General features: G+C 72.9%; 13 protein-coding genes and 1 tRNA gene. 11 read left to right on the forward strand and 3 right to left on the reverse strand.

The genetic code is table 11. From position 1 onward, the window contains the following. Position 1 precedes the first annotated feature (1 nt). Positions 2 to 1,654, forward strand: coding sequence for a thiamine pyrophosphate-binding protein (locus VMN58_08740; protein ID HUF33276.1), 1,653 nt, complete (start codon positions 2 to 4; stop codon positions 1,652 to 1,654). 52 nt (positions 1,655 to 1,706) lie between these two features. On the opposite strand, the gene VMN58_08745 is transcribed toward VMN58_08740, so the two are convergent. Then, a complete protein-coding gene (locus tag VMN58_08745) occupies positions 1,707 to 2,177 on the reverse strand; it encodes an SRPBCC family protein (protein ID HUF33277.1) in 471 nt (156 codons plus the stop codon). Positions 2,178 to 2,308: 131 nt separating this feature from the next. Between VMN58_08745 and VMN58_08750 the strand changes: the two genes are divergently transcribed. The 6 genes from VMN58_08750 to VMN58_08775 all read left to right on the forward strand — a co-directional run bounded on the left by VMN58_08750 (position 2,309) and on the right by VMN58_08775 (position 10,101). Continuing rightward, positions 2,309 to 4,504, forward strand: a complete 2,196-nt coding sequence (locus VMN58_08750; GenBank protein ID HUF33278.1) for a cation:proton antiporter — start codon at positions 2,309 to 2,311, stop codon at positions 4,502 to 4,504. Next, positions 4,501 to 6,441 carry a cation:proton antiporter gene (locus tag VMN58_08755; protein HUF33279.1) on the forward strand — a complete coding sequence of 647 codons (1,941 nt, stop codon included), beginning with the start codon at positions 4,501 to 4,503 and terminating at the stop codon, positions 6,439 to 6,441. The genes VMN58_08750 and VMN58_08755 overlap by 4 nt, the downstream gene beginning before the upstream one ends. 68 nt (positions 6,442 to 6,509) lie before the next feature. Then, a complete protein-coding gene (locus VMN58_08760; GenBank protein HUF33280.1) occupies positions 6,510 to 8,012 on the forward strand; it encodes a potassium/proton antiporter in 1,503 nt (500 codons plus the stop codon). Positions 8,013 to 8,022: 10 nt separating this feature from the next. Further along, positions 8,023 to 8,400, forward strand: coding sequence for a hypothetical protein (locus tag VMN58_08765; GenBank protein ID HUF33281.1), 378 nt, complete (start codon positions 8,023 to 8,025; stop codon positions 8,398 to 8,400). Between the two features lie 26 nt (positions 8,401 to 8,426). Then, positions 8,427 to 8,912, forward strand: a complete 486-nt coding sequence (locus VMN58_08770) for a cation:proton antiporter regulatory subunit (protein ID HUF33282.1) — start codon at positions 8,427 to 8,429, stop codon at positions 8,910 to 8,912. Positions 8,913 to 8,916: 4 nt separating this feature from the next. Next, a complete protein-coding gene (locus VMN58_08775; protein ID HUF33283.1) occupies positions 8,917 to 10,101 on the forward strand; it encodes a cation:proton antiporter in 1,185 nt (394 codons plus the stop codon). A gap of 31 nt (positions 10,102 to 10,132) precedes the next feature. Here VMN58_08775 and VMN58_08780 read toward each other — a convergent pair whose 3' ends face one another. Together VMN58_08780 and VMN58_08785 are read right to left on the reverse strand one after the other, a co-directional pair. Next, positions 10,133 to 10,579, reverse strand: a complete 447-nt coding sequence (locus tag VMN58_08780) for an ATP-binding protein (GenBank protein HUF33284.1) — start codon at positions 10,577 to 10,579, stop codon at positions 10,133 to 10,135. A 46-nt stretch (positions 10,580 to 10,625) separates the two neighbouring features. Further along, positions 10,626 to 10,708 (reverse strand) — tRNA-Leu (locus VMN58_08785). Positions 10,709 to 10,800: 92 nt separating this feature from the next. Between VMN58_08785 and VMN58_08790 the strand changes: the two genes are divergently transcribed. From VMN58_08790 to fabG, 4 genes are all read left to right on the forward strand, one after another. Next, positions 10,801 to 10,938, forward strand: coding sequence for a hypothetical protein (locus VMN58_08790; protein HUF33285.1), 138 nt, complete (start codon positions 10,801 to 10,803; stop codon positions 10,936 to 10,938). 65 nt (positions 10,939 to 11,003) lie between these two features. After that, positions 11,004 to 12,191, forward strand: coding sequence for an ACP S-malonyltransferase (fabD, locus tag VMN58_08795; protein HUF33286.1), 1,188 nt, complete (start codon positions 11,004 to 11,006; stop codon positions 12,189 to 12,191). Continuing rightward, on the forward strand, positions 12,188 to 13,135 hold the full coding sequence (locus VMN58_08800; GenBank protein HUF33287.1) for a beta-ketoacyl-ACP synthase III: 948 nt from the start codon (positions 12,188 to 12,190) through the stop codon (positions 13,133 to 13,135). Before fabD ends, VMN58_08800 begins: the two co-directional genes overlap by 4 nt. After that, positions 13,132 to 13,854: a 3-oxoacyl-ACP reductase FabG gene (gene fabG / locus VMN58_08805; GenBank protein HUF33288.1), complete on the forward strand. Its 723-nt coding sequence runs from the start codon at positions 13,132 to 13,134 to the stop codon at positions 13,852 to 13,854. The genes VMN58_08800 and fabG overlap by 4 nt, the downstream gene beginning before the upstream one ends. Positions 13,855 to 13,869 lie beyond the last annotated feature (15 nt).

The raw sequence follows: 13,869 nt of genomic DNA on the forward strand, positions 1-13,869 counted from the left end.
GATGACCCGCGGGCGCGACATCTTGCTGGAGGTGCTGCGCACCGAGGGGGTGCGCCACCTCTTCGGCAACCCGGGCACCACCGAGCTGCCCCTCGTGGACGCCCTGGTGGGCGCCGACGACCTCGAGTACGTGCTCGCACTGCAAGAGGCGACGGCCGTCGGGATGGCCGACGGCTACGCCCAGGCCACCGGGCGCCCGGCGTTCCTGAACCTGCACACGTCGGCCGGCCTCGGCAACGCCGTCGGCAACCTCACCAACGCCCAGGCCAACGGCACCCCGCTCGTGGTCACGGCCGGCCAGCAGGACCGCCGCCACCTCCACCACGACCCCCTCCTCGGCGGCGACCTGGTCGGCCTGGCCGCCTCGGTATCGAAGTGGACCCACGAGACCTCCACCCTCGGCGAGCTGGGCACGGTGCTCCGACGGGCGTTCCACGACGCCGCCTCGGCGCCGGCCGGGCCGGTCTTCGTATCCATCCCCATGGACGTGCTCGAGGAGGAGGGCGACCACCAGGTGCCCCCGCCGTCGCAGCTCCACCGGGCGACCGTGCCCGCCGGCCTCACCCTGGAGCGCCTGGCCGACCGGCTGGCCACGGCCCCGGTGGGGAGCCTGGCGATCGTGGCCGGCGACGAGGTCGCCCCGGCCGGCGTGGACCCCCTGGTGAACCTGGCCGAGACCCTGGGGTGCCGGGTCCACGGGTCACCGCTCCACTCCACCACGGTCTTCCCCACCGACCACCCGCTCTGGGCGGGGCCGCTGGCACCGGCGGCCTCCGGCATCAACGCCACCCTGGCCGCCTACGACACGGTGCTCCTGGTGGGCGGCCGCGCCTTCATGGTCTACCCCTTCACCCCCGGGCCGGCGGTCCCACCCCACGTCGCCCTCCTCCACCTCTCCCCCGACCCCGCCCAGCTGGGCCGCACCTGGCCCACCGACCTCGGAGTGGTCGGCGACCCGGCCGAGACCCTCCGCGCCCTACTCGTCGCCGTCCACGGCAGGGTCGACGCCACGGCGGCCGAGACGGCGCTGGCCGAGGCCCGCACCACGGCGGAGGCGGCGGCCGCCCGCTTCGATGCCAAGGCCCTGGCCGCCTACGACCAGCAGCCGATGGCCCCCGCGGCGGCCGCCCACGCCTTGGTCCGGGCACTCCCGCCCGACAGCGTGGTCGTCGACGAGGCCATCACCACGGGGTCGCACGTCCGCGGCTACCACCGCACCGCCCGCGCCGGCCGCTACTTCTTCTGCCGCGGCGGCGGGCTGGGCTGGGGCATGCCCGCCGCCCTCGGCGTCTCGCTCGGCTACGACCGGGAGCCGGTCCTGTGCGTGGTGGGCGACGGTTCCGCCATGTACTCGCCCCAGGCGCTGTGGACGGCGGCGCGCCTCGACCTACCGGTCACCTTCGCCGTCGTCGACAACGGCCAGTACCTCATCCTCAAGAACGCCCTGCGGGGCATGGGCGGCCGCAGCGCCGAGACCGGCACCTTCGTCGCCATGGACCTCGACCGACCGGCCATCGACTTTCCGGCGCTGGCCCGCTCCATGGGCGTCCCCGCCACATCGGTCGAGCGGGCGGGCGACGTCGGCGACGCCGTGCGCGCCGCCCGGCAGGCGGGCGGGCCGCACCTCCTCCACCTCCCCATCGCCGCCCCGTGACTACCCCCACCCTGCGTCTGGGCGGTGATCGTGGTCGCTCGAGCGGCCAGGTTCACCGCCCAGACGGGGGTTCGGGAGGTGGGCCGCCGGCCACACAGGCCAGGAGGCGGGGGCGGGAGCGCTCGATCTCGTCACGGAGCATGCGCTCGAGGACGGGGCCCCCGAACGCCCCGCCGTAGTGGAGGCCCATGGTGAGGCGACTGCCGCCGTCGTGGGGATCGACGGTGGCCTCCAGCAGCCACGTCGAGTGGCGGCGGCCGTCGAGCTCGCGCCGCTCGAAGCGGACGGCCTCGCCCGGTTGGAGGGTGCTGCGAACCATGCGCAGGCGCTTCGAGCGGGCAAGTGGACCGAGGCGGCCGCGCAAGTCGACCAGCCAGGCTGGACCCGGATCGCCGTCGTGGGGCGGAGCCGGCTCGGCGCGCGGGACGATCTCGAGCCACTCGGGGTAGCGACCGAGGTCGCTGACCCAGGCGGTGAGCACGGACGGCTCGCATGGCGCATCGAGGGTGGCGGTGATGTCCACGCGCCTGTCTACCTCACCCGGGTGTGCACGCCACACCAGGCATCCCGTGGCATCGTGTCGGACGTGACCGAGACGGGCGGCACCCCCTCCAGCACCGGGAGCCAGCCGACCGCCGGGGGAAAGGCTGGCCCGTGAACCTGGTGGCACCCAGCGAGCACCAGCTGCTCGTCTTCTGGACGACGCTGGCCGTCCTCCTCCTCGTGGCCCGCCTCCTGGGTGGGGCCATGCGGCGCATCGGCCAGCCTGCCGTCGTCGGCGAGCTGACGGCAGGCCTGCTCCTCGGACCGTCAGTGCTCGGCCAGGTGGCGCCGGGGGCGACCGCCTGGCTGTTTCCCGCCGACAACGTGCAGTCCGGCATGCTCTTCACCGTCGGCTGGATAGGCGTGGTGCTCCTCCTCGTCGTCACCGGCTTCGAGACCGACCTCACGCTCATCCGCCGCCTCGGGTCGGGCGCGGCGTTCGTGTCCGCCGGCAGCCTCCTGGTGCCCATCGCGCTGGGCGCCGTCGTGGGCTTCCTCCTTCCTGGCATCTTCGTCGCGGATCCCGACCAGCAGGTCGTCTTCGGGCTCTTCATCGCGACGGCGTTGAGCATCTCCTCGCTGCCGGTGATCGCCAAGATCCTCGGCGAGCTCGGCCTCATGCGGCGCAACTTCGGTCAGATGACGCTCGCGGCCGGCATCGCCAACGACGTGGTCGGGTGGGTCCTCCTCGGACTGATCGCCGGCCTGGCGCAGGCGGGTGAGATCGCCCTCGGCCGCTTGGCGCTCACGCTCGCCGGTATGACGCTGTTCCTCGTCGGATCGCTCACCGTGGGCCAACGAGCGGTCGACGTCTTCCTGCGCCGACTGCGCCGAACAGAGGCGGGAGTACCCGCCACGATCACCACCTACGTCGTCATCGCTCTGCTCGCCGGTGTCGTCACCCAGGCGCTCGGGGTCGAGGCGGTCCTCGGTGCCTTCGTCGCGGGCATCGTCCTCGGCCGCTCGAAGTTCCGACAAGTCGAGGTCGAGCACCAGCTCGAGTCAGTGACGGCCGCCGTGTTCGCACCGGTCTTCTTCGCCACCGCGGGATTGCGGGTCGACCTCGCCCTGCTGGCCGAACCTCAGGTCCTCTTCTGGTCGGCTGTTGTCGTTGCCGTCGCCAGCGTCTCGAAGATCCTCGGTGCGTGGATCGGCGCCAAGGCGGCGCGGCTTCCCGGCCGCGAGGGGCTTGCGCTCGGGATCGGGCTCAACGCCCGTGGCGCCTTCGGGCTCATCATCGCCACCGTCGGGCTGTCGCTCGGCGTTCTGAACCAGGCGTCGTACACCGTGCTGGTGATCATGTCGATCGTCACATCGATGATGGCGGGACCGATGCTGCGCTGGGTCGTACGGTCGTGGGCCGGCACCGTTGAGGAACAGAAGCGGCTCCTCCGCGAGGAGACGCTCAGCCGCAACGTGATGGTGAAGCCGACGCGCTTCCTCCTCCCCACGACCGGAGGACCCAACTCGATCGTTGCCGCCCAGGTGATGCACCTGGCGTGGCCACCCGATGTGGGAGCCACGCTCCTCATCGCCGGCAAGGACGTGGACGAGCAGGGGATCGAGGCCATCACCTCGGTGCTCGGGGACCGCAGCACCGACATCGAGCGGGTGTCGTCGGAGGACGCGCCCGACGTCATCCTGCGGGAGGCGCGGCTGGGCTACGGGGCCATCGGTGTCGGGGCGCCGGACGAGGCACTCGGGCGTTGGATCCTCTCCCCTGTCGTCGACGAGCTCCTCCAGGAGACGTCGGTGCCGGTCGTGATCGTGCGCAGGGCGCGCAACCTCGACCGACCGACGCCAGGCGCGTTCGCGCGCGCCGTCGTGCCGGTCTCGGCCGCGAGGCCGTCGCGCGCGGCGCAGGAGATCGCCGGCCACCTGAGCGCCAACATCGGCACCGAGGTCGTCCTCACCCACATCGCCGCACCCGCGCGCGACGCGCTGACCCGCCGGCTGCGGGGCGTCTTCGGGCGTCGGCCCGACGCTCCTGAGGCCGCCGAGGCATCGGGTGGCAGCAGCACGTTGGTAGACGCCCAAGGCGACGTCGCCACGAAGATCCTCGAACGGGCAGAGGCCCTGGCCGACGAGCTCGGCGCCCGCTCCCGCTCAGTGGTCCGCCGGGGCACGTCCAAGCCCGACGAGATCATCCAGACCGTGATCGACGAGGACGCCGACCTGGTGGTCCTCGGTGCCGACCTCCGCCAGCTCGAGGGCCGGCCGTTCCTCGGCCACGGCGTGGAGCATGTCCTCGACGCCTGTGCGGTCACCGTCGTGGTCGTGGCCACACCGACCGGTGACCCGGGATGAGCCTGCCACTCGACGAACCCTCACTGGTCTTCGTCGTCCTGTTCGCCACCGCGCTTGTCGCGCCCATCGCCGCCCAACGGGCAGGCCTGCCGGGGATCATCGGCCTCATCGTCGCCGGCCTGGTCCTCGGCCCCAACGCCCTCAACGTCGTCGAGCGGGACGGCACGGTCGCCGTCCTCGGTGGGGTGGGCCTGCTGTACCTGGTCTTCCAGGCGGCCCTCGAGCTCGACCTCGACGACTTCGTCCGGCACCGCAACCAATCGCTGACCCTCGGGGCGATCTCCTTCACTCTCCCCTTCGCACTGGGCATCGTCGTCCACCAGGCGATCGGGTTCTCGACCATGGCGGCCATCCTCCTTGCCTCATGCTGGGCCTCGCACACCCTGCTCACCTACCCCGCCCTCCAGCGGATGGGCGCGGTCGGCAACCGGGCGGTGGCCACCACGGTGGGCGCCACGATCGTCACCGACATGTCGGCCCTCACCGCCCTGGCCCTGGTGGTGGCTGCCCACCAGGGCGCGCTCGACGCCACCTTCGTCCTGACCTTCCTCCCGAGCGTCGCCGCCGTCCTGTTCGTCATCCTCTGGGTGCTCCCCCGCGTCGCCAGGTGGTTCTTCACCGGACTCGGCCAGGACCGCACCGTGCGCTTCCTCTTCGTCGCCGTCGCGCTCTTCGGCTCCGCCGGCCTGGCCGAGCTGGCCGGCATCCAGGCCATCGTTGGCGCCTTCCTGGCCGGGCTCGCCCTCAACCGGCAGATCCCCAACAGCGGTCAGCTGATGTCGCAGATCTCGTTCTTCGGTGCGTCGTTCCTCGTGCCCATCTTCCTCATCTCGGTGGGCATGCTCGTCGACCCCGCCGTCGCGATCGCCGACCCTGCTTCACTCGGTCGGGCTGCGGCCTTCACCGCGGTCGTCGTGACCGGCAAGGGCCTCGCGGCCGTGATCGCCGGGAGGCTGTTCGGCTACCAGAGCGCCGAGATCGGCACCGTGGCCTCCCTCTCGATCGCCCAGGCGGCCGCCACCCTGGCAGTGGTCTTCGTCGGCCTCCAGGTGGGCCTCATCGACGAGGGGACCGTCAACGCCGTCGTGCTCGTCATCCTCTCGTCGTGCCTGGTCGCCTCCTTCGCCGCCGCTCGTTGGGGCCCCCTGCTCCCGCGACCTCCCATCAAGGAGTCCACCATCGGCCAGACCGTCCTGGCGCCGGTGATCTCCCCAGAGCTCTCCGGGACGCTCATGCGCATCGGCGCCCTCCTGGCACGGCCAGACAGCGGCCGCGTCGTCCCCCTGACCGTGCTCGACCTCGAGACCGGCTCCGACGTGGTCGAAGACCATCGCACCCGGCTCATCGCCGAGTCGGAGCGCATGGTCCTCGCCGCGGGGGCTGATGCCCAGAGCGTGGTTCGCCTCGACCTCACCGCCAGCGCCGGCATCCTCCACGCTGCGGTCGAGCAGTCGGCGACCTGCCTGCTGATGGGCTGGCGGGGCTACACCACCCGCAAGGAGAGCTTCTTCGGCGAGCGGGTCGACGCCCTCCTCGCGCTCTCGCCCGTCCCGGTCATCGTCTGCCGGCAGGGCCGAGACGACGACATCGCCCGCGTCGTCCTCTCCGTGACCAGGCGCGACCTCACCCCCGCCGGCCTGCCGGGCCTCGAGCTCGCCGCCCTCGTCGCGACCCGGATCGCCGTCGGCGCGGGGATCCCGATCGTCGTGGTCGCCCAGGAGGAGACGACCCTGGTGCCCACCCTCGTCAACGGGTCCCGCGACCCACAGGTGGTGATCGACGAGCGCCACCCCCGGGAGGCGCTGCCGGACACGACCGGGCCGGGCGACCTCGTCGTCACCGGGATCTCGCCCCTACGCGCCGGCCTCGGTCACAACGTCCCCCGCCTCGCCCGAGCCCTCCCCGACAGGACCTTGCTCGCGGTCGCCCCCCGGTAGCCGGCCGGCGACCGACCGTCGAGCCGCAAGTACTCTCGGCCCATGGGCGATCGAGGAGCGGTCACCGGGTGAACGCCGCCCTCCCCGGTGATGCCGCTCTGCTGGCGGGCGCTGCCCTGCTCGTCGTCGGCGTCCTGCTGAGCGGCTTCGCCGATCGCTTCCGGGCGCCAGGTCTATTGCTCTTCCTCGGCCTCGGCATGCTCCTCGGGGACGACGGGCTCGCCTTCATCCGGTTCTCCGACGCCGAGGCGGCACAGCGCATCGGCGTGGTCGCCCTGGTGGTGATCCTGTTCGAGGGTGGACTCTCCACCTCGGTCACCGACGTCCGCCGCGTCGCCGCCCCAGCGGCGTTGCTGGCCACGGTCGGCGTCGTCGTGACCGCCCTGGTCGTGGCGGGCGGGGTCCTCCTGATCACCGACACCTCACCGACCACCGCCCTGCTGATCGGGGCCGTGGTCGCCTCCACCGACGCCGCCGCCGTCTTCGCCGTCCTCCGCCGAGCGCCGACGCCCCGCCGCCTCAACTCCCTGCTCGAGACCGAGTCGGGCGGCAACGACCCCATGGCGGTGCTGCTCACCGTGGGGGTGCTGGCCTCGTGGTCGGGCGATCCCGACGTCACCGAATGGGCGCTGTTCGGTGCCCGCCAGCTCGGCGGCGGCCTCGTCGTCGGCTTGGCCGTGGGGGCCGCCGGCTCCTTCGCCGTCCAACGTCTCCGCCTCGACAGTGCCGCCCTCTACCCGGTGCTCGCCCTGGGGCTGGCCGGTCTCGCCTACGGGGCCGGGGCCGGGGTGGGGGCCTCGGGGTTCCTCGCCGTCTACGTGACCGGGCTGGTGCTCGGCTCCACCGCGCCCCGTCAACGGCGGTCCATCCGGCGGTTCCACGAGGGCCTGGCCTCCGTGTCGCAGATCGCCCTCTTCCTGCTGCTCGGGCTGCTCGTGTTCCCCGCTCAGCTTCCGGCCGTTGCCATCACCGGCCTGGCCACAGCGGGCGTGCTGATCTTCCTCGCCCGCCCGCTGGCCGTGCTGACCTGCCTGCCGTGGTTCGGCTTCGACCGCCGCGAGCTCACCTTCAGCGCCTGGGCCGGGCTGCGGGGGGCGGTGCCCATCGTGCTGGCCACCTTCCCGCTCATTGCCGGCTACCCCGACGGCGACCTGGTCTTCAACGTGGTGTTCTTCGTGGTGCTCGTCTCCGCCGCTCTCCAGGGCCTCACCGTGGGGCCGCTGGCCCGGGCGCTCGGGCTCGAGGCGGGCACGACGGCGTGGGATGCCGTCGCCGACCTCGTGTCGATCGACAGCGCCGGCGTCGACGTGGTGGAGCTGGAGATCACCTCCTCGTGCGGGGTGGCCGGGCGAACCCTGCGCGAGGTGCCGCTGCCGGGGACGGCACGCGTGGCCGCCGTGCTCCGTGACGACGGCGTGCGCGTCCCCGACGGCAACACCCGACTGGCACCCGGCGACCTCCTCATCGTGGTGACGGCCAGCGACGCGGGCGGCCCCGCGCTGCTCACGGCATGGGCGGAAGGACCCCGCGCCGACCCCCTGGCACCGCCCCCCGACGGCGGGCAGGCATGATGGCGCTCTCGTGCCCCTCGAGATCACCCGCTACTCCATCCTCGCCTTCCTGGCCGTCCTGGTGCTCGCCGCTGCCGCCGGCGGCGCTTCGGCCCTCGTCGTGGGCTGGGCCCGGTCGATCGTGCGAGCGGCACCTGCCGTTGCCGGCGCCGGCCTGGCGCTGACGAGCCTCGCCGCCCTCAACCTGGCCGTGCCCCGGACGTGCTCGATCGAGCCCGAGGTCCGGAACCGCCCCGTGATCTCCGCCCTGGTCGGCGACGCCTGCGAGCGGACCGCCCTGGGCCAGGTGCAGCTCGTCCTCCTCCTCGGGGTCAGTACCTCGCTGGCGGTGCGGACCGCGACCACCAGACCGCCACGCCGGGCGCTCGGCGCCGTCGCCGACCGGTAGCCTCGCTCCGACCGAGGAGGATCCCCATGGCCGAGGTGCGTGAGACCAAGCTGCCGGGCGTCGGGGTCCGGCACGACTTCGTGACCAGCGAGGGCGAGCGGATCGGCGTCCTGGTGCACCGCACCGGCCGCCGCGAGCTCCTCGTCTACGACCGCGAGGACCCCGACTCGTGCCGCCAGGTCGTGCACCTCGACGGCGACGACACCCGAACCCTCTCGGAGGTGCTCGGCTCCTCCCCTGTGAGTGAGGCGCTCGGCGAGCTCCAACAGGAGGTGGAAGGCCTCACCATCGACTGGATCACCGTCGAAGACGCCTCTACCGCCGTCGGCCGCACGCTCCGCGATGCCGCGCTCCGTGCCCGCACGGGCGTGTCGATCGTCGCCGTGCTGCGCAAGGGCGAGACCATCCCCTCGCCAGGCCCCGACTTCGTCCTGGAGGGGGGCGACACCGCGGTCACGGTCGGCACCGCCGCTGGCACCCAGGATCTCACCAACCTCCTCCACCACGGGTAGCGCAGTGGTCATCGCTGCCGCCTCGGCCGAGGTGGCGCTGATCTTCGTCGATCTGGGCCTGGTCGTCGTCGGCCTCGCCTTCTTGGCGCGGACCTCTCACCGGCTCGGGATCAGCCCCATCCCGTTCTACCTCGTGGCCGGCCTGTTCTTCGGCGGCGGCGGCATCGCCGCCATCGACCTGGGCGAGGACGTCATGGAGCTGGGATCGGAGATCGGTGTCGTCCTGCTCCTGCTCACCCTGGGCCTGGAGTACACCGCCGAGGAGCTTGGCGCCGGGCTGCGCACCGGTCTTCCCTCGGGGATCGTCGACATCGTCGCCAACGGCGTGCCGGGCCTGGTCGCCGGGATGGCCCTCGGCTGGGACGTCCGGGCCTCGATCCTCCTCGGGGGTGTCACCTACATCTCCTCGTCGGGGATCATCGCCAAGGTCCTCGGGGAGCTCGATCGGCTCGGCAACCGCGAGACGCCAACGGTGCTGACGATCCTCGTCATGGAGGACCTGGCCATGGCCGTGTACCTCCCGGTGGTCGCGGTCCTGCTCGCCGGCGGGGCGCTCGCCAGCGGGCTCGTCTCGGTGGGAGTCGCCCTCGCCACCGTCACGGTGGTGCTCGTCGTCGCGCTCCGGCTGGGCCACCGCATCAGCCAGGTGATCTTCAGCCAGTCCGACGAAGCCCTGCTCCTGAGCATCCTCGGCCTCACGCTGCTGGTGGCGGGCCTGGCCCAGCAGCTGCAGGTCTCCGCGGCCGTCGGCGCCTTCCTGGTGGGCATCGCCGTGGGCGGCCCGGTGTCCGACCGTGCCTCGGCCCTCATCGGGCCGCTCCGGGACCTCTTCGCCGCCATCTTCTTCCTCTTCTTCGGGCTCCAGGTCGACCCGGCCAACCTCCCGCCCGTGGCAGGGGTCGCCATCGCCCTGGCGGTCGTCACCGCCATCACCAAGCTGGGCACCGGCTGGTGGGCAGCCCGGCGGGCCGGCATCGCCCGGCCGGGCCGGATGCGCGCCGGCACCGCCCTGGTCTCGCGCGGCGAGTTCTCGATCGTGATCGCCGGACTGGGCGTCTCCGCCGGGATCGAGCCACAGCTCGGACCCCTCTCGGCCGCCTACGTCCTCGCCCTCGCCATCGCCGGGCCCCTCCTCACCCGCTACGCCGACGACATCGCGCGGCGCACCGCCCGCCCGAGCAGGACCTGAGGGATCCGATGGGGCGGAGACCGCGGCGGTGTCAGGAGGTGTGCGCGACCTCGAACCACACGACCTTGCCGCCGTCGATCGGATCGGCACCCCACGACAACGCCAGCTGGTCGACGAGGAAGAGGCCCCGGCCGCCGACCTGGTCATGGCCAGGCACCTCGGAGATGGGGAGGAATGCGGAGCCGTCGGCGACCTCCACGCGGATGACCTCCGGGCCAACCTTGACGTCGAGGCGCAGCTCGGTGCGGGCATGGAGGAGGGCGTTGGTCACGACCTCGGTGACCAGCAGGGAGACCAATTCGATCGTCTCGTCGGCCCCACAGCCGTCCGCCAGGGCACGCGCCACCAGGCGGCGGGCGGCCCAGGCACTGTGACGCTCGGGCGGGAGGGCCTCTGAGAGATCGATGCCGGGGCCATACCCACACGAGGAGCAACCGGAACAACAGGTGCTCGGCGGGTCGGGGGACGGTGCCCCCACCGCCGCCGGAGGGCGGCGGCTGGGGTTGCGTGCAGCGGGGGTTGCGTGCGGCGGGTGGGATTCGAACCCACATGCCCCGAAGGACAGAGGCTTTTGAGGCCTCCGCGTCTGCCGTTCCGCCACCGCCGCGCGCGCCGCCAGAGTGTAGGAGGACGGGACCCGACTCCGGTGCGCAGCGGCCCCAGTGGGCCCCGGCGACCCGAGTCACTAGTCTCGCCGAGGTGGGCGCGAAGGGACGACGACGGAGGCGACCGCCGTGGTGGCTGGTGGCGCTGGCCGCGGCCGGGATCCTGGCGGGCTACCGCCATCGCCGCCTCGGCGCCGCCGAGGGCGGACCGATGCCCACGCCGCCTCGGTGAAACCTCCCCGGTAGGGACGAGGTCGGAGCAAGAGGCGGGCAGCACGGGACATCGAGAGGGTTGAGATGCTGGCGTTCACATTTCCGGGACAGGGATCGCAACGTCCGGGCATGGGCGCGGCATGGCTCGACCACCCCTCGTGGGAGCTGGTCGGCGAGGCCTCCGAGGTCGCCGGGCGCGACGTGGCCCGCCTGCTCCTCGAGGCCGACGTCGACGAGCTGAAGCAGACCCGCAACGCCCAGCTCACCACCTTCGTCGCCAGCCTCGTCGTCCTCGACGCCGTGGAGCGGGTCGGCGTCGCTCCGGGGATCATGGCGGGGCACAGCCTGGGCGAGTACAGCGCCCTGACGGCCACCGGTGCCCTGTCGTTCGCCGACGGCGTCCGGATCGTGGCCGCCAGGGGTGACGCCATGCAGGACGCCACCGAGGAGCGACCCGGCACCATGGCCGCCATCCTCGGCCTCGACGACGACGACGCCGATGCCGCATGCCGCAAGGCCGACGGTGACGTGTGGGTGGCCAACTTCAACGCGCCCGGCCAGGTCGTGATCTCCGGCGGCGTCGACGCCGTGGCGGCCGCCTCCGATGCGGCCAGAGGCCTCGGCGCCAAGAAGGTGATGCCGCTGCCGGTGAGCGGGGCGTTCCACACGCCGCTGATGGCCTCGGCGCGCGACCGCCTGCGGGAGGCCATCGCCCAGGTGACCCTGCGCGAACCCGATGTCGCCGTGGTGGCCAACATCGACGCCCGTCCCCACACCGACCCCACCGAGTGGAGCGGGCTGCTCTCGGCCCAGCTGTGCAGCCCCGTGCGGTGGCGCCAGTCGGTGCAGCGACTGATCGATCTCGACGTCGACAGCATCGTCGAGCTGGGCCCCGGCGGGGTGCTCACCGGCATGGCCAAGCGGATCAGCCGAGAGACCCGCTCCGTGGCCGTCGCCACCCCCGACGACCTCGACCACCTGCTCGAGCTCCTCGCCGGCGAGCCTGCCGCCGCCGCCAACCAGCCCGACGGAGAGCACCTCTACATGACCGAGCGCATGGTGGTGAGCCCCACCGCCGGCGTCTTCACCCCCGCCCAACCCTGGCTCGGCGGCTCCGAGGGGGCGACCGTGCAGGTCGGCGACCTCGTCGGCCACGTGGGCGACCACGAGGTTCGCTCGCTCTTCGCCGGGACCGTCATGGGGCTGATCGCCGTCGAAGGCGAGCGCGTCACCCCGAGCCAGCCCATCGCCTGGCTGCGCGTCAACCAGTGAGCGCGACCCCCCTCGGCACGGGTGCCGCCATCACCTCATGGGGCGTCGCCCTCCCCGAACGGGTCGTCACCAACCACGAGTTCGCGTCGCGACTCGACACCAGCGATGCGTGGATCGTGGAGCGCAGCGGCATCTCCGAGCGACGCATGGGCGGCACCACCGGGACCCTCGCCGCCGCTGCCGGCAAGGCCGCCCTCGACCGCGTGGGAACCGACCCCACCTCGGTCGACCTCCTCGTGCTCGCCACCACGACGCCGGACCAACAGATGCCGGCGACCGCCTCGGCCGTGCAGGAGGCCCTGGGTCTGGACTGCGGCGCCATGGACCTCAACGCCGCATGCTCCGGCTTCGTCTACGCCCTCGTGGCCGCCGCCGGGATGCTCGGCATCGGCGCCCGCCGCATCCTCGTGGTGGGTGCTGACGTGATGAGCCGCATCACCGACCAGGACGATCGCGGCACCGCCGTGCTCTTCGGCGATGGCGCCGGGGCCGTCCTCCTCGACGCCGTCGACGGTCCCGGCCAGCTGCTCGGGTGGGACCTCGGCTCGGACGGCGCCGCCCGCCACCTCCTCTACACCGACCTCGGCGGCTTCACCCACATGGACGGCAAGGAGGTCTTCCGCCGGGCGGTGCGCGGCATGGTGGAGTCCTCGAAGGTGGCGCTGGCTGCCGCCGGCCTCACGACCGACGACGTCAGCCTGCTCGTGCCCCACCAAGCCAACCTGCGGATCATCGAGTCGGCGTGCGCCCGCCTCGGCATCCCCGCCGACCGGGCAGCCACGGTGCTGGACCGCACGGGCAACACCTCGGCGGCGTCGATCCCCCTGGCCCTGGCCGACGCCGCCGACGCCGGCCGCATCGCCGACGGCGACATCCTCCTGCTCGTCGGCTTCGGCGCCGGGCTGACGTGGGCCAGCGCCGTCCTACGATGGGGCTCCCCATGAGCGAGCAGGGCGACGACGACGGCCGGGTCGTGCTGATCACCGGCGGCAACCGGGGCATCGGCCTCGCCTGCGCCCGCGCCTTCGAGGCCCAGGGGGACCGGGTCGCCGTCACCTATCGCTCCGACCCGCCCGAGGGGCTCCTCGCCGTCCGCTGCGACGTGACCTCGGTCGACGACGTCGACGCCGCCTTCAGCGAGGTCGAGGAGCGCCTCGGTCCGGTCGAGGTCGTGGTGGCCAACGCCGGGCTGACCCGCGACGGGCTCATCGTGCGCATGGCCCAGGACGACTTCGACGCCGTGATCGACACCAACCTCGCCGGGGCCTACCGGGTCGCCCGCCGCGCTGCCCGCCCCATGCTCAAGGCCCGAGGCGGCCGCCTCATCTTCGTCTCCTCGGTGGTCGCCATGCTCGGGTCCGCCGGGCAGGCGAACTACGCCGCGTCCAAGGCCGGCCTCGTCGGCCTGGCCCGGTCGCTCGCCCGCGAGCTCGGCTCCCGAGGGATCACGGCCAACGTGGTCGCGCCCGGCCCGGTGGAGACCGACATGACAGCCGCCCTCGGCGCCGACCGCCAGGCCGAGCTCGCCGCCGCCGTCCCCCTCGGCCGCTTCGCCTCCCCGGAGGAGATCGCCGCGGTCGTCACGTTCCTGGCCTCCCCCGGTGCCGCCTACATCACCGGTGCCATCGTGCCGGTCGACGGCGGACTCGGCATGGGCCACTAGCAGGCACCAGACTTC

It is taken from the genome of Acidimicrobiales bacterium (assembly GCA_035512495.1).
Taxonomy (GTDB): domain Bacteria; phylum Actinomycetota; class Acidimicrobiia; order Acidimicrobiales; family CADCSY01; genus DATKDW01.